Raw genomic sequence first — 21,741 nt, 5'->3', positions numbered from 1 at the left:
TTAATTACCGCCGTTTTGTCTAGTATCATTTTCTTTGAAAAACTGCATATCTGCCATTACCTCTGAGTACATAATAGGGGAGATTTGTTCAAAAGGAATTAGTCTTGGGTCGTTTGTATGCCCTGGTTCATCATAGGTATAACTTCCAAAGTCGACACTACCGTATTTTACAAACATAAGGTTGCCAATTCCTCCGATGGAGTCCAGATAACCTACACATATATCTCCTTCCTGTGTAATAATGGCTGTGATACCTTCTTCCGCGAAGTTTTTGTAATAATTGCTGATGAAGCCTGCATCGACAACCGAACCTCTAAACCAGCCTCTTTTTTCAAGTACAGACACGAAGGTGTATCCTGACATTTCAATGCCTCTGTACTTTGAAGAAATAAGGGTTCCTTTATCCGAAGGGTCAAAATTGACTACCTCACGATTGAGTTGTAAAAATGCAGGTGATAGCCCTTCATCCTTTAATACTTCTGACCAATAGTTGATGGTCTCCGTCTCAAGAATTAGTGGATGCACCATTCGAATCATTTGTCCTTCTTCAAACGCTACCTCGTCTCCATCTTGGTTGATACACGTTTGATCTTCTTGCACTTTGAAGGTAAATAACAATTGCTTTTGGTCGTTGAAAGCACCCCAAATTAACCTCGTTGCATAGACAAACATAATGGGGTTATTTAGGAAAAGGCTCTGCCATTTTTCAGTATCCCATTGACGCTGAATAATGAGGTATTGCTCCAAACGAGGTGTTTGAGATTTTACGATGTCTTTGATTTCCTTTCCTATCTCTTTAAATTCCTCTTGTAAATCCACTGGCGTTCCTTTAGGAAGCGCTTTTAGCGTTTTGTTATCTTCATTTAAGAAAAGGATTTTAAAATCTTGATTCACAAAGGCACGATATTCTTGTCCTTCAACTTCAAAGGTTTTAAACAATCCTTCAAACCCAAAATCAGGAATGATTTGGTCGGCTAGATCGTATGGAGATATTCCCAGTTCTTCGGCAACAATGGTAAACGACTCGGTTGCGGCAGCGCCAACGTTTTTATTTTTGTTTTTATATTTTCTAGAAAAGTACTCCACATGACGCAATGCCTGTGTTCCGCCATTGAGCGCTAATGCTTTTACAACATATTCCGCCATTTTACCACGATTGTTATCGGCAAATTCTTGCACCTTATTACGCAATTGACGGATGACAGTAGTATCTCCAAAAATACTAGCGAGCGTCAAACAGAATTTGAAATTAGCTAGTGCTCCATTGACAAAATAGGCATCCAATAAACTAGCGGCATATTCGTAGTTTTTGTCAGTATCCAAATGCTCAATAAGTAATTTTGCTTCTATATCGAGGCGAATTTCTTTGGCACGACTCATACGATAATGTAAGAAACGAAACGCCTCAACGCTTAGCTGGGTACCATCTTTGAAGTATAGTGGAGGAAGCACCTTTTCGTCGAGCCATGGCGTTAATGGAGCATTGAGCTTAGCTCTTTTTTGAGCAAATGCTATTTTGGTATTAATTTCTGCTAAAGAATTTTGTTTACTAACTAAGTGACGCAATGATTCCAGAATAATATCACGAGCCTCATCATTCTTTTCTTGTTCCAAAAGTTCAACCAAAATGACTTTTGATTCATCGGTATTGATAAGGGATAAAATCAGAAAGCCCATTTGTCTAGCCTCCAACTTTTTAGACTTTGTTAATTCAGAAGCGTTTGGAATGGCTTCATTGCCTAATTTACTCAATAGACCAGCACCTAATCTTCGTAACTCTTTCGATTTGTTTTTACTCAAATCCCAGAAATATTCTTGGTGTGAGCGGAAATCAAGTGCTTCAACGATTTTGAAGTATTTTTTGAAGAAATCTTTATCATTCCAGTAAAGATTATTCGGGTCTTGATGTAGGGCTTCTATTAAAATATCTAAACCGTCTTCTTTCAATTCGTTTGCTACCGCTACCAAAAGGTCAACAGGTATTGAGTAGATATTTTGTAGTTCACTTTGGAATCGTTTTTTAGTTTCCTGAGTTTCTTTTTTTACCAAAAAATTAAAGCAGTGCGCTAACACAGTGATTGGCTCAGGCCCATAACAATAAAGACTGGCATAGTTGGTACTACACCAATTCAATTCGATGGTAAGTGTTTTTTGAATGGCTTCTAATTCAAGTGGGTTATATTTTTCGGGAAACTTGTTCGCCAAAAATTCATACAGTTTAATGAATATATAACTATTCTTTAGGTTTTGCCATTTGGTGAAGATGAGTGGTTCATATTTTGTTGAATCCTCATTAAGTAGCAAATCGGTGATATTCAAAATATTATCATCAACAATCAATGAGTCGATTGTTGACGATAAAAATTCATTTTGCTTAGAGGATAAAAGAAACATTACTAGGAGGGTTTTCTCATTAGCCTCTATACTGGTATTCAACAAAATTGGATTATAGTGTTGATTATTGAGCAAAAGATAATTACCCCATTTTGTCAAATTTTGGTTTCCATCAACAAAAAATGTCTTTGTATTTAAAAAGTAAATTAGGAATGCTTCATCGGTAATAAAACGACTTGCTAATTGGAGGATTTTGGTTATGTCAAGATTATTCTTGCTACGTAGTATTTGTTTGCTGACCCAATCAGTAAAATCACGAAAGCCACCATAGGTGGAAAATCCCAATGCCTGAGGTTCATTCCAATTGGAAGGTTGAGTCATCAATGCCATGATTTTTTCTTCCCATTCATCCCATTCGTCTACATTGCCCAATAACTGCTCAAACCCTGTGATTACCCAGTAGTTTTGTATAGGAGGTACTGGAATCGTAGGGTCGTCACTTCTCAGATATTCGATGCAGCTATCAGCTTCAACACGGGCGTATGCATGAACTGATTTTTTTAGATTTTCGATAAAGATTTCTAATTTCTCTAAATTTTTCATAGTCGAGTAATACCCAAAAGCGTTTCTAACATAGGCAGTACGCTTTCGGCGAATTGAGGGTTAAAATTTTCGTTAATAGTGGTAAATTCTAGTGATTGAATAATAGTGCCAGCTTTGGCTTTTTCTCCTAGTTGTTTTCGTTCGTTAGGTTCAAATTGTGAAAAAGTACGTCGTAAAATGGGTAATAGCTCCGTAAAGTATTCCTGAGGTAGCTCAGCTACCCATTTGTAGAGGAGGTTCCATAAGACATGGTCGTATATTAAAATCATACCACTTCCTTTGAGGAATCCTTCGAGCCAACCTGCCGAAAAACTTGGTTCTTGTCCTTGTGACAAAGCCCAAGCAAATCGCTCTGCGGTTTCTTCGGTATTAATTTCTTGAACATCAAGTAATAAGCGACAAGTACAGCCTTGAATGATACCATGAACGCCATCTTTCGTCAAAAGTTTTTTAAGCGTATCAAACCATAACTGGGTCAAATCTTCATTTTCGATTAGCTTAGTTGCTTCATTTACTTGTTTGATATGCTCAAATACTTTTCTCGAATTGTCATCATCGAGTCCGTAGCAGGCATTTGGCAAACCTATACATATACGGGTGAGGAGAGCATCCACAATCTGACGAATTGCACCTAAATCAGTTTTGCGAACGTTTCCATATCTGCTGATTTCCACCATAGGCTTAAGCGCGGTCATTAAGTCCAATATATCGGCAGAAATGGCAGCAACTTCGTCAATTTTTTTAAGCAAAAATTCAATTGCTACAAACAGCTCGGCAGGTATTGCTTTTTGGATGTTCTCAGCAATTTTTCCAATATTTTGTGATTTTTGACTAGTGTCAATCAAGTATTTTGTACAAGTATCTTCAAGCGTGTTGCCCCAAACTGCTTTATCAATCAAAGCCAAATACATTTCGGGTTTCCATGACAAGGTCCATGCTTCTTTAAAAGTGCCTTTGCTACGGGCATAGACTTTTTGTCCCCAATTGATTTCCAAAATATCCAGTCGGTGAATCATTTTACTTCGATTGAGATCTAGCTCTTTTCGAAGGTCTAATTCATAATCTTTCTTTTCGGCTGTAAGTGCCAAACGGTTACTTTTAGCTAACTTTTCGAAATCAAGCTGGAGAGGAACTTTCGGTAATTCGTCGGGAACTTCGCCCAAGCGATTGGCCACGATAAGCTTATCTTTGACCAAACTCAATAAAACTGTATCGCCCATACACATGACTGTTTGGGTAGCTTCGTTGAGCTCGAGTAAGCCAATACGAGAAAGTCCACGTAAACTAGTTAAGGTCTCAGCCAAACGAAATGCCTCAATAACGTGCGCTGTAGATATATCAATTTGCTTTTTTCGGAAAAGTCTCGCTACAAGGCTGAGCCATTCTATGGCAAAATCTTTTCTTTTGCCTTTTTTCCACAAAAAGTCATACCAACCTGGCGAGGTAATACCTGCACCATATCCTGAGTACATGGATAAACGCCCGTTTGTCCATGGAATCCAAGTGGTGGCTACTTTGATTTTAGTTTTGGGTAAAGACTTTAAGAGTTTCGTATCCGCTTTGGCGGTACTGTCCACATCGAGCAGCGCAGGAGCATGCCAAGCACCACAAACGACTACAATATTGTCGTACAGTTCGTTTTGAGCTTTTCGGATAATCTCACGCATATAGGCTTCACGGGCAATATTTTCTTCATCCAATACCGATGGAATATTGGCACGACGAAGTTCCGTCATCATGAGCATTACGGCATCAAAATGCTCTTTGGCACTATTTGCTATGTAGTTATGTTCGAAGTGATGCTCCCACCAAAGTTCCGAGTTGTCATAACCTGCTATTTCTGCAAAGTAAGAAATAGGGTCTTGATGAATATGCAGGGGCTCTAATGGCTTGGAATCTTCAATATTGTTATCTTCAATATCAGTTTCTTCTGCAATATCATTTTCCTTTTCTTGTTCATTCTTCTTTTGTTGAAAACCTATGGCTAAAGGTAGGTCCAACATTCTTACTGGAATTTGGCGTTTGTTGGCGTAAAGAATAGCTTGCCACTCAGGCGAAAATTCTGCAAAAGGGTAGAAGGTAGCCTGTTGGGGTTCGTCTACGTTGTAACCAAGTACAGCCACGGGAGGTCTGAGCTGTTCATTACCAATCCAAGAAATAATCGAATCTAGTTCTGGAGCGCCTTCAACCAGTACCATATCTGGTTGGATTTGCTCCAACATTTCGATTACATTTTGGGTCGAACCTACCCCATGATGTCGTATTCCCAAAATTGTTAAGGGCATATTTTGCGTGCAGATTTAAGCGTTAAAGATTCAGTTTGTCATGAATAGATATTGTACATGTTACAATACAATCTCTTTGCAGGCACGATACACGTCTTTCCAGTCTTCACGTGTTTTGATGACTGTTTCCAAATATTCATTCCAAACGACTTTATCTTGAATAGGGTCTTTTACCACAGCACCAACCAAACCAGCAGCCAAATCTTCGGCATTGAGACGACCATCACCAAAATGAGCAGCCAAGGCTAAACCATTATTTACTACCGAAATAGCTTCGGCAGTACTCATGGTACTGGATGGCGTTTTGATTTTGGTTTTACCATCGGCAGTTACGCCAGCACGTAACTCACGGAAAATAGTTACAATTCGTTGAATTTCCTTTAGAGCAGGTGCCTCAGCAGGAAGCTCTAGGGCTTTTTGTAAGCTAGATACACGATGTTGTACAATTGCTATCTCTTCCTTCATCGTTTCAGGAACAGGTAAAATTACTGTATTGAAACGGCGTTTTAGGGCACCTGACAATTCGTTTACTCCTTTGTCACGGTTGTTGGCTGTGGCAATCACATTAAATCCCCTTACTGCTTGCACTTCCATATTTAGCTCTGGAATAGGGAGTGTTTTTTCAGATAAAATAGTAATCAAAGTATCCTGAACATCGGCAGTGATACGTGTTAATTCCTCAATTCTGGCAATTTTTCCCGTGCGCATCGCCTGCATCATTGGAGTAGTTACCAAGGCATTTTCGCTTGGTCCTTCTGCCAACAATTTGGCATAATTCCAACCATAACGAATGGCTTCTTCGCTGGTTCCAGCCGTACCTTGTACGAGCAATGTTGAATTTCCCGAAATCGCTGCTGCCAAATGCTCTGCTACCCATGACTTGGCTGTTCCGGGCAATCCATATAATAGTAGCGCTCGGTCGGTGGTAAGGGTGGCTACAGCGATTTCCATCAAGCGACGATTACCGATATATTTGGGCGATACCTCAAATCCATTCGGTAGTTTGCCACCTATTAAGTAGTGTACAACCGCCTGAGGTGAAAGATTCCAACTGGTTGGACGGGCATTTTTATCTTGTTTACTAATTTCTTCTAATTCATGAGCAAACTGCTCTTCTGCGTGTTGACGTAATACGTTCATGGTGTTGAAGGTTTATAATCTAACTATGTGTTATAATTTGGTATTGGCTATAGTTTTTGTAAAAATTCCGCTTGAATCATCTTTTTGTAATACAATGAAGATTTTAGAGGAACTACTACGGAGCGTTCCCACATGTTTCTGTGCGGCTCGGTTTGGATTTGTTCAGGGTAATTATCAAGTTGTTTTAGAAGCTGAGTTGAAAAACATCTTCCTAGAGTACTCATTAAATCATGCTCGTACATTAACGTGTAAAAGGTTTGCGGATTAACAATTACAGAGGCTAAAACTGATAAAATGTACGTTGAAAATTTTGTGGAATATTCTTGATGCGGATTTAATAAGACGAAATCTTTAAGTATCGCAAGATCAATAGAATCATTTTTCATCAAAAGAACTTCTTGTCGTTCCCAATTGAGGAATTGTATTAAATCATGCCAAGCATATTTTGAAAAGTCACAACTTGATAAGAAAAGATCAATTTGCTCAGGCGTAGCAAGTTCCATGCTTTGTGAAAAAGCATTGAGCAATAGTGACTCGTGAGTATCTACAAACTTTTGAATAAGCTTTTGGATATCGTTGTCAAAATAATCGAATATGTATTGTGGATGTAGATAAGTTAAGGTCTCAGAAATCCAATACAATTCATCAGAAACGCCTCTGTAGGGGCTTATTGGCTGCATTCCGAGGGTTTCTCTCAGCTTAGATTCTTCCCAGAATGTAGCTATTTCTACAGGTTTTTTCTCTGAATCCAAGTACTTAGGAAGCAAATCTACGATGTGCTTAGCAACGCTATTGGCCCAGTCGCACCCATAAATACCTAGCTTTAGGCGAAGAATGATTTTAATCGTATCGAAAGTAATATCCTTAGGCTTTTTGATTTGGGCTAACTCTTCGTGTACTTTATTCAAAAAATCAAGGTCTTGACTAGATAAACGATGAAAGAATTCATTTAGAAAATCTTTAAGGTCTTTTCCTGTTTCTGAACTCCACGAAGCCTCCAAAAGCGCCAGTGCTTCGTTGGGCTTTTCTTTTCTTAACTTACTAAAGTATAACTTTCGAGCAGAGGGTTTTCCTTCTGTCCATACATTATCAACTATAAGCTTATCTTGCCAATCAGGATTGAATTGTGTCAGCCAAAGTCCTTTTTTGCCAATAACAGGATATAGTTTTGATTTGAATTTTGTGAAAAATTTGTTCAGAATCGGAACAATTAGATTATCCTGTACAATCAACTGATTTTGTGTACATTGGAGAAGTAAATACTCTACCAGATAATAGTTGACTTTATCTTCGTTCAAAAAGCCTTTCCAGATAGCATGAATGTTTTTGGAACTATACTCAGAGGTTTCAGTCTCCGAAAATGCCTGATTAGGAAATGTTACCTTCTCATGCATAGTGCCAGCTTTTTCGTACAAAAGCGTCATGGCAGAAGCTTTTAGAAATAGATCCTCTGTGTTTTTTTCTTCAGCAAGGGCTTTTTGTATGGGTTCTGGCAATGGCTCAAGCTGTAATGGCATTTTGGTAGTGCCCAATAATGCCGTTTTTTTTAGGTGACTCCAATACATAATATCGATAGCGGTATATTGTTGGTCGAAGGTTGATTTTTAAAGTATAATTCTAAGCTGTTGGGCTAGTCCAATAATAGATATTCATAATTTTGAACTAAACCCAATGGCCTAACAGAATCAAACTGATAAAGTACCATTAGTGATACAGCATTACCACCAGTGATAGCCAATAGTTTCCAGATTTGCTCGTTACTTACTGTCGAATCAATCTTCAGAATGGTCTCGTGTGCATCTTGTAGGTAATATTTTCCTTGATGAAAAACGATACATACTTGCTCAATCAGTAAAGGAACGGTATCTGTCCAAGGGTTTTGTGCCAAAATATCTATTGCTTTCGCGTGAGCTTCGTTCCAAGAGCTGAGTCCAGAGATAGGTTCAGGTAGATAGTCTACAGTCGAGATATAGTTTTTTACTGTAGCTCTCAAAGGTGTATTACTAGGATAAAAAGCCAGATCTGCGTGTGCAATACTACCAGGTAAAATGGGTGTTTCTATGGCCATCCCGCCAAAGGCAAAATTTAGCACTAGGGCATTTTTTTGACTTTTGAGCCCCCAAAGCCAGTTCTTTTGCATGGTCAGACCTTCTTCTATAGTGGTTTGTCGACCTATTACCAACCAATGATCTTTGATGGTTTCTATATCGTTACGCTCCAATAATTCTTTGGTTTGGATATTCCAGCCAATTCTTGCTTTTACTTCTTCTTGAACCAGTGGAGGAAGTTGATCTAGTCGATTGAATGCTTCAATCAATAAGTATATTTTAGAGATGAGTTCTAATGATTCTTTTTGCCAGTCGTCATTTTTAAAGAAATCTAACTTATTAAAAGACTTGACCAATCCTGCAAGTCCTGTAGCCTGCGAGTCAACTAATCGAGCAGCCATGCGCTCAAAATAATGCGCACCTTTTTGAGGAACCGTCAATAGACCTGCTTGTACTAAATCTTTAAGCCAAAGTTCTAGTTCTGCAATGCCATTCTGAACTTTCAGATAGCGTTCTTCTTGTCGTTTGGCTTTTGCTTGTGCTTGTTTTTCGGCTTGTGCTAATAGCACTTCAGGTGATATTTCTTCTTCGGTAGATACTTCTGGTTTATTAACTTTTGCGCTCCTTTTATTCATCCATTCGCTAACCCACGAAGGTTCCTCGATGGCTGAAGAGATTTCGCCATTTTTTTTGGCAACCAAAAACAATAAACCTAAACCATGTTTACAAGGAAATTTGCGACTTGGGCATGAGCATTTGAAGGCGGTATTGGTTAAATCAATTTGAGTTTGATAAGGGTTTTTACCACTCCCTTGGACTTCTCCCCACAATACTCGTTCATTGGATTGAAAATTGAGCCATTTGGGTTCATGTGATAAGTCTCGTCCTGCTTTTAAAGAAGAAGCGTCTGGAGCAAGTTGAGCAACTTGCTCGTCAGTTAAATAGTTCATAGATAAAGTTCAACACTAGGGTAAAAGTTCGGTTTTAAATTTAGCTTGTTTTTTTAGTTAAATACAAGCCTTTTGTCATCTTTTATTTTTGAAAAAATAAAAAAAGTGGTTTTGGCGCAGGGGTAAACGATTTTTTGCCTAAAAAAGCTAACTTTATTCTGCTAAAAATATATTTAATAGATAATATATGCTACAGGATAGATTATCACTATTCGGCTAAAATATTGACTATATTTGTGGATAACTATTCTATTCAAACTATGAAAAAATTATTCCTTCTAACCTTCATTGGTATATTATGTCATCATTTTGTTCTTGCACAAACCCTCGACCAATCTAATTTACCTATTCTGAAAATTACGACGAAAAATGGCGCAACCATCCCCGATGAGCCTAAAATTTTGGGCACATTACAACTCATTAATAATGGCAACGGACGAGTAAATACTCCCAACGATACGCCTACAGGTTATGATGGGTATTTGGGAATAGAATTAAGAGGGTCGACCTCCAAAGACTTTTTTCCTAAAAAACCTTATGGCTTTGAACTTTGGGCAGACACAACAGGAAAAAGTCAGAAAATAGCTTTTCTAGGAATGCCCGAAGAATCTGACTGGGTACTCAATGCCAGCTACAATGATAAAACCTTTATGCGAGATGCTTTGACCTATGATATTTCGAATCGTATGGGTAGATATGCCACGCGTACTCGTTATTGTGAAATTACCTTGAATGGTCGTTATGATGGGTTGTATTTGGTCATGGAAAAAATCAAAAGAGATAAAAATAGAGTCAATATTTCTAGCATCAAAACCACCGATAGTACTGGCGACGCGCTTACGGGTGGGTATATCCTTAAAATTGATAAGGTTAATGGTTCGCCTGCTTGGTCTTGGAAAAATACGATTGGGACACCAAGTGTACTTTTTCAGGTAGAATATCCCAAGTATGCCGATTTAACCTCCAAACAATTGACCTATATCAAAGGCTGGATGACAACTTTTGAAAAAGAACTTTATGCCAATACTGCGCTTGACAAAGACGCTGCTTGGCGCAATATGATAGATATGGATTCTTTTATAGACTATTTTATCTTGACGGAGCTAACCAAAAATATTGATGGTTATCGACTCAGTACGTATTTCTACAAGGATAAAGATAGTAAAGATGCTCGCCTAAAAATGGGACCAGCTTGGGACTACAACTTGGCGTATGGCAATGCCGATTATTATGAAGGATACAAAACTACAGGTTGGCAATATCAAATCAACGCATTGGCATCTCCAACGGGCGACATTTATTTGTCTCCTTTTTGGTGGTCAAAACTCGTGCAAGATGAAGATTTTAGAACCAAAGCTTCTACTCGTTGGGGGGAACTTCGAAAATCTATTTTATCCACCGACCGTATCAATCAATGGGTCGACTCAACGGCTACGATTATTGCTCCTGCGGTAGCACGTAATTTTAAAAGATGGCCAGGAGTTTTAGGAACAAAAGTATGGCCTAACTATTACGTTGGAACAACTTTTCAAGATGAATTAAATTTTATGAAAGATTGGATTCGTTCGAGATGTTTATGGCTGGATGGACAATTTCAAAGTAAGTCGCTTGTACTTGGAACAGAAGCCTTTTTTGAGCCTAAACAAAGTTTAACCATTTTTCCCAACCCTATATCTTCTCAAAGTCAGGTCAAATATGAAGTATTATTAAAAGGTCAAGTAGAAATTAATCTTTACGATTTGTCAGGAAAAAAAGTACATGAAGTAGTCAACGAAAATCAATCTGTAGGAGAATATCAAGCACCATTCAATAAACTACTTCCCCAAGGAGTTTATATCCTCGACTATCGCCTCAGTGGAATACCTGTGGATAGGATAAAAGTGGTGGTTCAGTAAATAGGGGATAGGCAAGGGAGGCATTAGGCAAAGAGTTTTTTTTAGTGGTAGAGTGAACAGGCGCAAAGGCACAAAGTTTGACTGAGAGAACAAGACATTCACTTTGAGCCTTTGTGCCTCTGTCCCTTTGCCCCTTCGAGCCACTGTGCCTGTGTCACTCATGCCCTCCCGATGTCAGTCTTAAAAATTCCAGAAAGAAAATCACTGACTTTCGTCATTTTTTTTAAGAAAAATGTGGATAAATATAAACTTTTTCAATTTGTTTAGAGTTGTTCTAAATAAAGTATAGTATTTGAAAAATCCAATAATTAATTTTGTGCCTAAATTAAATAGGTGTTGTCTCCTGACAGATGAAAGTGTACTTTCAAATGATAATCAGTAAGTTTTGATTGAGGAGGCCAATCCTACAACGTTTGTCATAGGTCAAATATCACTACCAAGAAAATGTTAAAGATAAATAACTTACAAGCCAAAATTGGTGAAAAAGAAATTCTGAAAGGAATCAACTTAGAAGTTAAAGCTGGTGAAGTTCACGCTATCATGGGACCAAACGGTTCAGGTAAAAGTACTTTAGCTTCTGTTTTGGCAGGTCGCGAAGATTATGAAGTTACAGGAGGTTCGGTAGATTTCTTTGGCAAAGACCTTTTGGATTTGGCTCCAGAAGAACGTGCTGCTGAAGGTATCTTCCTTGCATTTCAATATCCTGTCGAAATCCCAGGTGTTTCGACAACTAACTTTTTGAAAACTGCTGTAAACGAAATCAGAAAGTACCGTGGCGAAGAACCATTGGATGCAGTTCAGTTTTTGAAAATGTTCAAGCAAAAAATGTCTTACGTAAATATCGACCAGTCTTTGTTGAACCGTGCGTTGAACGAAGGTTTCTCTGGTGGTGAGAAAAAACGTAATGAGATTTTCCAAATGGCAGTATTAGAGCCAAAGTTGGCAATCCTTGACGAAACTGACTCAGGTTTGGATATCGATGCACTTCGTATTGTAGCTGAAGGTGTAAACAAATTGAAATCACCAGACAACGCAACTATCGTGGTTACTCACTACCAACGTTTGTTGGATTATATCGTTCCAGACTACGTACACGTATTGTATAAAGGTAGAATCGTAAAATCAGGTACAAAAGAATTAGCGCTTGAACTTGAAGAAAGAGGTTACGATTGGATTAAAGCTGAAGTTGACGCTGCTGAAGTAAGCGCTTAATTTTCGGTAATCTTTGAGGCGTTTTACTCAAAGGTAGTACTGTAACAATCTACCAATTATCAAATCATCGAACAAAATGAATAGTAATACTGATTTGAAGGCACAATTAATTGCTGACTTTAAAGATGCTGAGGGCAAAATGAATGGCGAGGCCAAAAGCCCGATTCATTTGGTACGTCAGCAGGCTTTGCAAACCTTCGATCAATTGGGTTTCCCAACAATCAAGCATGAAGAATGGAAGTATTCTAACGTAAAAAACTTGGTAAGCCAATCGTTTGCGTTTAATGCCCCTTCCGACTTTAGTGCTGCTGATGTAGAGCAAATGGCTATTCCAAACTTGGATGGCAATATTTTGTATTTTATCAACGGTGTTTACAACGAATCTTTAAGTACCATTGTAAGCCCTACAGACGAGGTGGTAATTCTTCCATTAGCGGAAGCTATCAAGTCGCATGCTGATGTGATTGAAAAATATTTCAACCAATATGCTGATTCTGCCGACAATGCTTTTACAGCTGTAAATACTGCTTTTGCTAAAAATGGTGTATTTATTTATGTACCAGAGAAAAAAGTAGTAGAACAACCTATCATCTTGCGTTTTATTGCTGATGCTCGTGAAACCAACGTAGCTGCACAACCACGTAACTTGATTGTAGCTGGCAAACGTGCTGAGGTGAAAGTAGCTGAAGCGTTTCGTTCTTTTGGTGAAAATGTATCGTTTACCAATGCTGTTACCGAAGTTTACGTAGCAGAAGAAGCAAACGTACACTACTATAAAGTACAAAACGAAACTGACCAATCTTATAACATCGGTACTACTGCTGTTTATCAAGAAGGTCGTTCGGTATTTACTGCAAATACAGTGACAGCCAATGGTGGTTTTGTGCGTAACAACCTCAATATCAAAATTGATGGTGAATATGCCGAAGCTAACATGTTTGGTTTGTATATTCCAAACGGAAAACAACATGTAGATAACCACACAGCTGTTGACCATGCCAAACCTAATTCGAACTCAAACGAATTATATAAAGGTATCTTGAAAGATAAGTCAACAGGGGTATTCAACGGTAAAATTTATGTAAGACAAGATGCACAGAAAACAAATGCATTCCAGTCTTGCAAAAATGTGTTGATTTCAAACGATGCGACGATGAATACAAAGCCTCAGTTGGAAATTTGGGCAGATGATGTGAAGTGTTCACACGGAACAACAACTGGTCAATTAAACGATGATGCTTTGTTTTATATGCAAGCGCGTGGTATCTCTAAAGATTCTGCTCGTGCTTTGTTGATGTTAGCATTTGCGCAAGAAGTAATCGACAAAATGGAAATTCCAGCTATTAAAGAATACTTGGAAGGACTTATTGTTGAAAAAATATATCAAGCGTAAGATTGATCTTAAAGAAAAATCAAAACTGTGTCGGGTATTAAGTAGGTGTGAGTGTTGAATTATGAGTTGTAAATGTAAGTTTTTAATTATCTATGATTAAAGATTTTTATTCATAATTCACAAACTCTACATTCATATTTCAAAACTTATTACCCGACATATTTATTTTAAGTAGTGGTACAAAATTAATGTGCTTTTGAGGCAAGTGATTGGTTATTAGTTACTTGAAAAAGTAGTCATGATAAATATGATTTAATCAATTGAAAATGTAAGATATTAATAATTAAAATTTTACATTCACAACTCATCATTCAGCACTAATTCATAACTCCTACTTATTCAGGTACTATGCAAATCAAACTGGTTCAATCACATGAAGATTTGCTTCGATGCTTTCCTGTCATACACGAGCTACGACCACATCTTACCGTAGAGCGTTTTGTGGAAATGTATGAGCAAATGCAAAAGGAGTCCTATCAAATCGCTTTTGTCGAAGAACCAAATCACGAAATTTGGTCAGCTGTAGGATTCCGATGTATGAATCTGTTTTATGCTGGCAAAATTATCTATATCGATGACCTCAGTACATTGCCCCAAGCCCGTGGAAAAGGTCGAGCCAGTCAACTCTTAGATTTTGTCAAACAATTTGCTATCGAATTAGGCTGTGATGCCATTCACCTCGATTCGGGTCACCAGCGACACGATGCGCATCGTTTGTATCTTCAAAAGAAATTCAAAATTGCTAGTCACCATTTTATTTTAGAACTTCCCAAAAACACGTAACTGCCATGACACTCACCGAAATTGTAGATATTCAAAAAATCAGAGCAGACTTTCCTGTACTAGATCAAGAAATCAATGGGAAAAAATTAGTGTATTTTGATAATGCGGCCACAACTCAAAAGCCTATCGCAGTTATCAATGCACTGAAGCATTATTATGAATTTGATAATGCTAATATTCACCGTGGGATTCACACTTTAGCCGAACGTGCTACGCGTGATTTTGAAGCTACGCGTGAAGCAGTACGTAAATTTTTGGGAGCCGCTTCGACCGAAGAAATTATCTTTACCTCTGGTACTACCAATGGTATCAACCTAGTAGCTAGTACTTACGGACGTAAGTTTATTAAAGAGGGTGACGAAATCATTATCTCAGGACTAGAGCACCATTCTAATATTGTGCCTTGGCAAATGCTTTGCGAAGAAAAGGGGATTAACCTTAAGGTTATTCCTGTAAATGACCGTGGCGAGTTGGATATGGAGGTGTATGACCAATTGCTTTCTGAAAAAGTAAAATTGGTATCAGTAAACCATGTTTCAAATGCTTTAGGAACGATTAACCCAGTAAAAGAAATTATAGCCAAAGCACATGCAGTAGGAGCGGTAGTGATGATAGACGGTGCACAGGCAACTTCTCACTTGGACATTGATGTACAAGATTTAGACGCAGATTTTTATGCGTTTTCAGCACATAAATTGTATGGTCCAACAGGTGTTGGGGCTTTGTATGGCAAAAAAGCTTTATTAGAAGCTATGCCTCCATATATGGGTGGTGGTGAGATGATTAAAGAAGTGACTTTTGAAAAAACTACTTATAACGAACTTCCTTACAAATTCGAAGCAGGTACACCCAATATCGCTGATGTAGTAGCGCTCAAAGCTGCCTTAGAGTATATGGATTCGATTGGTCGTGATAAAATTGCGGCTCACGAAGATATGCTTTTACAATACGCTACCGAGCAATTATTACAAATCGAAGGTTTAAGAATGATTGGCGAGGCAAAAAATAAAGTTTCAGTAGCCAGTTTTGTGATTGAGGGTATTCACCCGCAGGACATAGGTGTTTTGTTGGACAATTTGGGGGTTGCCGTACGTACAGGTCACCATTGTACACAACCTTTGATGAAACGTTTTAATATTCTTGGAACTACAAGAGCCTCTTTTGCGGTTTATAATACAATTGAGGAAGTCGATCGTTTAATCGCGGGACTTCACCGTGTGAAGAAAATGCTTGCTTAATACCACGAGTTTGAGAAAGTGAATAAATTTGTGAGTGATTTAGTTTGTTCAATTTACTAACCACGCATTCACAAGTCACTAAATGACATAAAATCAATGACAATCAACGAGATACAAGACGAAATCATCGAAGAGTTTGCATTATTTGATGATTGGGCAGATAAATACGAGTATATTATTGACATGGGGAAAAAGCTGAAAGGCTTGCCTGAAGACCAAAAAACAGAAGACAATATTATCAAGGGTTGCCAAAGTAGAGTGTGGTTAAACGCTCATAAAGATGGTGAAAACTTGGTATTTGAAGCTGATTCTGAAGCAGTAATTGTAAAAGGATTGGTGAGTATGTTGATTAGAGTTTTGTCGGGGCATTCACCCAAAGAAATCGCAGAATCAGAACTTTATTTCATTGACCAAATTGGTATGAGTCAGCATTTGGCTCAAACACGTTCAAATGGTTTGGTGTCGATGGTAAAGCAAATGAAAAATTACGCTATCGCTTATCAATTAGTGTAAAAAAAAGATATTAAAGAAATAGACTATCTTTTTATAAACCACTTAACAAGTTTTTTACAAAACAATGACTGAGGAAGAATTAAAAGAAGAAGTTATTGGGGCACTTAAAAAGGTATATGACCCCGAAATTCCTGTAGATGTATATGAGTTGGGGTTGATTTATGACATTAAGGTTTTTCCCGTAAACAACATCTACATTCTCATGACTTTGACGTCACCTTCTTGCCCATCAGCAGAGCAAATTCCTGTTGAAATCGAGCAAAAAGTTAGAGAAATTGAGGGTGTTTCTGACGTAAGTGTTGAGCTTACTTTTGACCCACCATATTCACAAGATATGATGTCAGAAGTGGCAAAGCTTGAGTTAGGGTTTATGTAGTCGATGGCTTTAGGCAATACGCTATAAGCCTATAAATTATCGCTCAACTACTTTTGTATTAAAGAAATTCCAAATTTTTAAATTTGTTTATAAGTAATTATGTATCCAGAACATTTAGTGGCTCCAATGAGAGCTGATATCGTAGAAGGTGGTTTCAAAGAATTGAAATCAGCAGGTGAAGTAGATTCAGTAATGACAGAAAAAGGCACTACTTTGGTGTTTATCAACTCAGTTTGTGGTTGCTCTGCTCGTACTGCTCGTCCAGGCGTGAAAGAAGCGGTTTGGAATGCTGCTAAAAAACCAGATCATTTATACACAGTTTTCGCTGGTGTTGACCAAGATGCTACGGCTAAAGTACGTGAGTACTCATTGCCTTACGCTCCATCATCTCCATCAATTGCGCTTTTCAAAGATGGTGATTTAGTTCATTTTGTTGAGCGTCACCACATCGAAGGCCGTTCAGCTGAAATGATTGCGGCACACCTTGAAATGGTATTCGAAGAGTTTTGTTAATCGTTGATTAACCAAAACAAAAAATCCCCAAAGTCTGACTTTGGGGATTTTTTGTTACAAAAGAATTTTACTTTTTCTGATATTGTTCAATAATTCGATAAATCGCCTTTTGAGTTTCTAAATTTTTGAAATATTCAAACATGATTTCATGACCATCAAAATTGAGAATTAGTCCTGTTTCCAAGTAATTAAAAGCCTCTCTATATTTTCCTGCCTTAATCAAATAAATCGAAGCTCGATAATACAATTCTGATTCTTCTGGTAATTCGTCGATAGCACTTAGCATCAAGTTGGCGGCATCGTCATAATTGCCTTGTTCATGATTCAATACCGACCATTTAATCCAAGCTTCGGTATTTTGTGGGTCTAACTCAGCAGCTTTTTGGTAAGCTTCCAAAGCAGATACTAAACTTCCCAAATTGGCCTCGGCGTCTGCCAATGCCAACCAATAATAAGTATTGTGTTTGTTGAGCTCAAGTGCTTTTTTAAGAAAATGAATGGCTTCAAACCATTTCTTTTTCTCGCACAAACAAATACCCACGCCAAAATAGCCATCATCCCAAAGAGGGTCTAATTTAATAGACTCTTTGTAATAGTGCATTGCTTCATCAAAGCGTTCTTGTCGCTCGATACTTGCTCCAAGGCAACAATACACCTCAGGGCTTTTTTCTTCGTGCTCTAAACAATAACGATAACATTCTTCAGCTTTAGTCCAATTGACTAAATTCATGTAGGCATTTCCCAAATTGAAATAAGCAGACGCAAAATCGTCCTGAATAGCCACGGCATATTCGTAGGCATTGGCTGCCTCTTCAAATCGTCCTAACTTAGAATAGGCAATACCGATGTTATACCAAGCATTTTGAGAGTACGGGTCGTTGTCAATAAAGCTTTCGTAGTAAGGAAGACTTTCTTCTAATTTACCAGTTATCTCTAAGCTATTGGCAAGTTCATACAGCGCATTTTCGTTATTAGGATTTACTTCAATCGCTTGTTTGAAAGCCGCTACGGCATTATGATGACGCTCCCAACTCTGGTACGCTAAACCAATATGGTAATACACCTCATCTTTGTCTTCTGCATTTTCGAGGGTTTCTGTCAGAATCTCAATGGCTGCTTGATAGTCGCCTTTGAGGCTGTAAACGGTTCCTTTTAAAAAGGTAATATCGTTATCGGATGGATTAAATAACTCGGCACGAGCCAAAATTTCTAGGGCTTCATCATACTCACCAAGGCTGGAACTGAGTTCGGCTTTGCACAGCATCAACTCAACCGAATAAGGATATTGCTCAAGTGCGATTTCGCAAGCTTGAGAAGCCTCTTCGAATTTTCCTTCCTCCATATAATGCTCTACGATTTGCTCAAAAGTATCTAAGTCGAAAAAAGAGCTCTCGGCACGTTTTAACATAGATTCAAAACGTTTTACCGATTGGAGAACATCTTCATGACGGTCTTCAAAGTCTTGTTCCATAATGGTTCTAATTGGATAAGATACAATTAATACGAGGTGAAATAACGTTTTTGAATCTTATCATTTCTTAAAGCTAGAAATGATAAGAGGTTATTAATAGGGGAACAATCTTCCACAATTATTTTTTACAAAACGACTTATTGCTAAGATAAGATTTTATTTTCAAAATCGCAAACGAGATTTTTGCCGAAAACCTATCTTAAATAGTTCGGGCCAGTTTTGTATTTTTCTAATATGACTCTGTTTTATATTGTCCTGTATCTCTACTTAATTGTTTGATTGAAAGTTGATTAGTATATGTATAATGGCAAGAGTAATTAGTCTTATTTACGCCTTATCTAACAAACGACGGTGATAGTTGATTTGTCCGAGGTGATAGGTAAGGTGAGTGGTAAGATGAATCAATAAATAGCCTGTTGATGTTTTTTGTTCGAACACTAATTGAGGATATATTTCCTCCAAAGCCTCTTCTGGTAAAGTATTGAGACTTTCTTTGATTACGTCGAGTGTGTCACTGATTTTGCCAACGAGTTCTTTTTTTGATAATCCTTTCTGAGAAAACTCTAAAGGGCGGTTTCTAACATAGCCAGTTTTGCCAATTTCTGCACCGATATAGGTATTCAAGTTGCCTACTAAATGAAGAACCAAATTGCCCGCAGAGTTATTGATTTCTGGAACTACTGTCCAGATATTTTCTTCCTCAGAATATTGGACAATTTCAGCTTTGAGTTTTTGTAAATCTCGCTCAAATAGTTGTATCAAATTGGGTATTACATTCATGGTTCAGGACTTGATTCTGTAGGGGATGGGTTCAAAAAAATGGCTATTTTAGCTAAACTTTAAATTAGTGCTGTGTACCTGCTTATGGCTGTTTCTTTGATAAATTTTGAGTCACTCTGGTAATAGTATCCTCAAAACTTCTAAAGTCAAAATTCAACTGTTTCTTGATTTTTGTATTGTCAAAATAAAAATTAAACTTCGAAGAGCGAGCCGTTTCTTTGGTCAAAATAGGCGTACTACCTGTAATCCAACTTCTGAGCGCTTCGATTCTCCAAAGTATTTCGGACATGGTCTCTGACACAACCTTATTAGGCGCTTTTTTGCCCAAAGCATTTGCAATTTGTGCGAAGAAATTTTGGTATGGAATAACGCCTGCATTCAAAATAAATCTTTCGCCAGCAATATCAGAAGTGGCTAATTGATAAACACATGCTGAAAGGTCTAAGATATCGATGTAGTTGATTGTGCCTTTGGGGTAATAAGTGGGTTCGCCAGCGGCATATTTAAAAAGTTGTGTTGAACTTTTGTTCCAGTCGGCCTCGCCCAAAATGACTGATGGGTTCACAATAACAGCATTGAGTCCTTCTGCCACACCACGCCATACTTCCATTTCTGCTAAATACTTACTTTTGGCGTACGTAGAATTGAGCGGGTCTTCTTCCCAAGTAGATTTTTCGTTGAGGGTTACTTGTTGTCCTTGCACATACTCCTGAGGTAATTTGCGACCCAAAGCTGCTACCGAACTAATAAAACACATTTTGGAAACTGCTGCATCCAAACAAGCATTTACTACATTGGCTGTACCTTCAATGTTGACTTTGTTCATCAACTCGGCATCTTTAGGGGCAAAGGAGACTACTGCTGCGGCATGCACAACGATGTCAATACCTACCAAGGCTTTTTCCAATGACAAAACATCCAATACATCACCCTCAATCCAATGAATTTGAGTTTGAATATCAGCAAGCAGTGACAAATCACTGCTTGCTCTGCGAAGTCCTGCTACTTGGTGCCCTTTGTCCAAAAATTGCTTGGCAACAAAGCTTCCAACTAATCCTGTAATACCTGTTATTAATACCATACTGTAAAGATAACCTAAGAGTTTTTTACAGACAAAGAACACGAAGTTTTTCGGTGAAAGTTCGTTTGTAGGAGAAGAATCCCGTTTCTTTGTAATTCTCTCCGAGTGGAAAAACAGCGATAGCAAACATGAGAAAAGCAATTATTGATTTAGGAACGAATACTTTTCAACTTTTGGTAGTTGAACAAGAGGAGCATAATTTTCAGATTATACATGAAGACAGTTATGCCGCCAAAATTGGACAAGGTGGTATTTCGAAAGGTATTATCACTCAAGAAGGAATCGAGCGAGCTATTGTAGGGCTGAATTATTTCAGAACCATTTTGGAAAAAGAAGGCGTTTCCTTGGCAAATGTAAAGGCTATGGCAACCAGTGCGGTACGCAATGCGTCAAATGGTCAGGAGTTTTGTGAAAAAATTGCTGAGGCAACAGGTATTAGTATTCAGGTTATTTCAGGAGATGAAGAAGCGGGTTTGATTTATGAAGGCGTTAGGTTAGGAACGCAAATCGGACGAACACCATCAATGATTATTGATATTGGCGGAGGAAGTGTCGAGTTTATCATTTGTGATGCAAGCAAAGTTTATTGGAAACAAAGTTTTGAAATAGGCGGTCAGCGCTTGATGGATCAATTTATGAATACCGACCCTATTTCGCCTCGCTCGGTAGGGTTAATGCGAGATTATTTGGAGGATGCTCTTTTGCCATTGACCAATGCGGTTCACCAATATGCTCCCGAATGTATCATTGGCTCGGCAGGGTCATTTGAGACCTTAGTGGATATGTACTGGCATCAGCTTCATGGCGATTGGCCACCGCGCGAGCAAGTGAGTTTTGAGCTACCTTTGGAATCATTCAAAACATCTTTTTTAGCTTTGGTTTCTCAAGATAGAGAAAAACGAATGCAAATTCCTGGGATGATAGAGTTACGTGTAGATATGATTGTGGTGGGAGTTTGTTTGATAGATTTTATCTTGAAAAGATATGATATTCAGAAAATTAAAGTTTCTACGTATGCTTTGAAGGAAGGGGTATTAGCAAAGTTGTTGAATCAATAAGGTAGCGGGCAAAATAAAATTAATTTTACCCGCAATAGGCATTAAGCTATATGCCATAAGCAAAAAGT

The 21,741-nt window shown here is 38.1% G+C and carries 17 protein-coding genes; 9 read left to right on the top strand and 8 right to left on the bottom strand.

The window, feature by feature from the left end; genetic code table 11:
• The 5 genes from QM481_RS02975 to QM481_RS02955 all read right to left on the bottom strand — a co-directional run bounded on the left by QM481_RS02975 (window position 1) and on the right by QM481_RS02955 (window position 9,360).
• Complete coding sequence (locus QM481_RS02975; RefSeq protein WP_283380603.1) at window positions 1-2,937, bottom strand: DUF4132 domain-containing protein; 2,937 nt, start codon at window positions 2,935-2,937, stop codon at window positions 1-3.
• Entirely contained in the window at window positions 2,934-5,222 is a 2,289-nt protein-coding gene (locus tag QM481_RS02970; protein WP_283380602.1) for a DUF5682 family protein, read from the bottom strand. The genes QM481_RS02975 and QM481_RS02970 overlap by 4 nt, the downstream gene beginning before the upstream one ends.
• 60 nt (window positions 5,223-5,282) lie before the next feature.
• Window positions 5,283-6,362, bottom strand: a complete 1,080-nt coding sequence (locus tag QM481_RS02965) for an ATP-binding protein (RefSeq protein WP_283380601.1) — start codon at window positions 6,360-6,362, stop codon at window positions 5,283-5,285.
• 47 nt (window positions 6,363-6,409) lie between these two features.
• Entirely contained in the window at window positions 6,410-7,927 is a 1,518-nt protein-coding gene (locus tag QM481_RS02960) for a DUF5691 domain-containing protein (RefSeq protein WP_283380600.1), read from the bottom strand.
• Between the two features lie 65 nt (window positions 7,928-7,992).
• Complete coding sequence (locus QM481_RS02955) at window positions 7,993-9,360, bottom strand: SWIM zinc finger family protein (protein ID WP_283380599.1); 1,368 nt, start codon at window positions 9,358-9,360, stop codon at window positions 7,993-7,995.
• A 260-nt stretch (window positions 9,361-9,620) separates the two neighbouring features.
• On the opposite strand from QM481_RS02955, the gene QM481_RS02950 reads away from it, so the two are divergent.
• From QM481_RS02950 to QM481_RS02915, 8 genes are all read left to right on the top strand, one after another.
• Window positions 9,621-11,255, top strand: a complete 1,635-nt coding sequence (locus QM481_RS02950; protein ID WP_283380598.1) for a CotH kinase family protein — start codon at window positions 9,621-9,623, stop codon at window positions 11,253-11,255.
• A gap of 444 nt (window positions 11,256-11,699) precedes the next feature.
• On the top strand, window positions 11,700-12,467 hold the full coding sequence (gene sufC, locus QM481_RS02945) for a Fe-S cluster assembly ATPase SufC (protein ID WP_095160363.1): 768 nt from the start codon (window positions 11,700-11,702) through the stop codon (window positions 12,465-12,467).
• Window positions 12,468-12,543: 76 nt separating this feature from the next.
• Window positions 12,544-13,860, top strand: coding sequence for a Fe-S cluster assembly protein SufD (gene sufD, locus QM481_RS02940; RefSeq protein ID WP_283326101.1), 1,317 nt, complete (start codon window positions 12,544-12,546; stop codon window positions 13,858-13,860).
• A gap of 348 nt (window positions 13,861-14,208) precedes the next feature.
• Window positions 14,209-14,643 carry a GNAT family N-acetyltransferase gene (locus tag QM481_RS02935; RefSeq protein WP_283380597.1) on the top strand — a complete coding sequence of 145 codons (435 nt, stop codon included), beginning with the start codon at window positions 14,209-14,211 and terminating at the stop codon, window positions 14,641-14,643.
• 5 nt (window positions 14,644-14,648) lie between these two features.
• A complete protein-coding gene (locus QM481_RS02930; protein WP_166551802.1) occupies window positions 14,649-15,881 on the top strand; it encodes a cysteine desulfurase in 1,233 nt (410 codons plus the stop codon).
• Between the two features lie 96 nt (window positions 15,882-15,977).
• Entirely contained in the window at window positions 15,978-16,394 is a 417-nt protein-coding gene (locus QM481_RS02925; RefSeq protein ID WP_166551801.1) for a SufE family protein, read from the top strand.
• Between the two features lie 64 nt (window positions 16,395-16,458).
• A complete protein-coding gene (locus QM481_RS02920) occupies window positions 16,459-16,770 on the top strand; it encodes a DUF59 domain-containing protein (RefSeq protein WP_095160368.1) in 312 nt (103 codons plus the stop codon).
• Between the two features lie 99 nt (window positions 16,771-16,869).
• On the top strand, window positions 16,870-17,283 hold the full coding sequence (locus QM481_RS02915; RefSeq protein WP_166551799.1) for a BrxA/BrxB family bacilliredoxin: 414 nt from the start codon (window positions 16,870-16,872) through the stop codon (window positions 17,281-17,283).
• A 67-nt stretch (window positions 17,284-17,350) separates the two neighbouring features.
• Here QM481_RS02915 and QM481_RS02910 read toward each other — a convergent pair whose 3' ends face one another.
• From QM481_RS02910 to QM481_RS02900, 3 genes are all read right to left on the bottom strand, one after another.
• Window positions 17,351-18,754, bottom strand: coding sequence for a tetratricopeptide repeat protein (locus tag QM481_RS02910; protein WP_283380596.1), 1,404 nt, complete (start codon window positions 18,752-18,754; stop codon window positions 17,351-17,353).
• Between the two features lie 327 nt (window positions 18,755-19,081).
• Window positions 19,082-19,534, bottom strand: a complete 453-nt coding sequence (locus QM481_RS02905) for a DinB family protein (RefSeq protein ID WP_283380595.1) — start codon at window positions 19,532-19,534, stop codon at window positions 19,082-19,084.
• An 82-nt stretch (window positions 19,535-19,616) separates the two neighbouring features.
• A complete protein-coding gene (locus tag QM481_RS02900; RefSeq protein WP_283380594.1) occupies window positions 19,617-20,615 on the bottom strand; it encodes an NAD-dependent epimerase/dehydratase family protein in 999 nt (332 codons plus the stop codon).
• A gap of 128 nt (window positions 20,616-20,743) precedes the next feature.
• On the opposite strand from QM481_RS02900, the gene QM481_RS02895 reads away from it, so the two are divergent.
• On the top strand, window positions 20,744-21,673 hold the full coding sequence (locus QM481_RS02895) for a Ppx/GppA phosphatase family protein (RefSeq protein WP_283380593.1): 930 nt from the start codon (window positions 20,744-20,746) through the stop codon (window positions 21,671-21,673).
• Window positions 21,674-21,741 lie beyond the last annotated feature (68 nt).

The organism is Flectobacillus rivi (genome assembly GCF_030056655.1).
Taxonomy (GTDB): Bacteria; Bacteroidota; Bacteroidia; order Cytophagales; family Spirosomataceae; genus Flectobacillus; species Flectobacillus rivi.
The sequence above is the reverse complement of the archived record's forward strand: the minus strand, read 5'-3'. Positions and strand labels throughout refer to the sequence as shown.

What these genes read in the sequence shown, in the direction of transcription:
- QM481_RS02975 (WP_283380603.1), bottom strand. Translation starts at nt 2,937, where the DNA reads ATGAAAAATTTAGAGAAATTAGAAATCTTTATCGAAAATCTAAAAAAA.
- QM481_RS02970 (WP_283380602.1), bottom strand. Translation starts at nt 5,222, where the DNA reads ATGCCCTTAACAATTTTGGGAATACGACATCATGGGGTAGGTTCGACC.
- QM481_RS02965 (WP_283380601.1), bottom strand. Translation starts at nt 6,362, where the DNA reads ATGAACGTATTACGTCAACACGCAGAAGAGCAGTTTGCTCATGAATTA.
- QM481_RS02960 (WP_283380600.1), bottom strand. Translation starts at nt 7,927, where the DNA reads ATGTATTGGAGTCACCTAAAAAAAACGGCATTATTGGGCACTACCAAA.
- QM481_RS02955 (WP_283380599.1), bottom strand. Translation starts at nt 9,360, where the DNA reads ATGAACTATTTAACTGACGAGCAAGTTGCTCAACTTGCTCCAGACGCT.
- QM481_RS02950 (WP_283380598.1), top strand. Translation starts at nt 9,621, where the DNA reads ATGAAAAAATTATTCCTTCTAACCTTCATTGGTATATTATGTCATCAT.
- sufC (WP_095160363.1), top strand. Translation starts at nt 11,700, where the DNA reads ATGTTAAAGATAAATAACTTACAAGCCAAAATTGGTGAAAAAGAAATT.
- sufD (WP_283326101.1), top strand. Translation starts at nt 12,544, where the DNA reads ATGAATAGTAATACTGATTTGAAGGCACAATTAATTGCTGACTTTAAA.
- QM481_RS02935 (WP_283380597.1), top strand. Translation starts at nt 14,209, where the DNA reads ATGCAAATCAAACTGGTTCAATCACATGAAGATTTGCTTCGATGCTTT.
- QM481_RS02930 (WP_166551802.1), top strand. Translation starts at nt 14,649, where the DNA reads ATGACACTCACCGAAATTGTAGATATTCAAAAAATCAGAGCAGACTTT.
- QM481_RS02925 (WP_166551801.1), top strand. Translation starts at nt 15,978, where the DNA reads ATGACAATCAACGAGATACAAGACGAAATCATCGAAGAGTTTGCATTA.
- QM481_RS02920 (WP_095160368.1), top strand. Translation starts at nt 16,459, where the DNA reads ATGACTGAGGAAGAATTAAAAGAAGAAGTTATTGGGGCACTTAAAAAG.
- QM481_RS02915 (WP_166551799.1), top strand. Translation starts at nt 16,870, where the DNA reads ATGTATCCAGAACATTTAGTGGCTCCAATGAGAGCTGATATCGTAGAA.
- QM481_RS02910 (WP_283380596.1), bottom strand. Translation starts at nt 18,754, where the DNA reads ATGGAACAAGACTTTGAAGACCGTCATGAAGATGTTCTCCAATCGGTA.
- QM481_RS02905 (WP_283380595.1), bottom strand. Translation starts at nt 19,534, where the DNA reads ATGAATGTAATACCCAATTTGATACAACTATTTGAGCGAGATTTACAA.
- QM481_RS02900 (WP_283380594.1), bottom strand. Translation starts at nt 20,615, where the DNA reads ATGGTATTAATAACAGGTATTACAGGATTAGTTGGAAGCTTTGTTGCC.
- QM481_RS02895 (WP_283380593.1), top strand. Translation starts at nt 20,744, where the DNA reads ATGAGAAAAGCAATTATTGATTTAGGAACGAATACTTTTCAACTTTTG.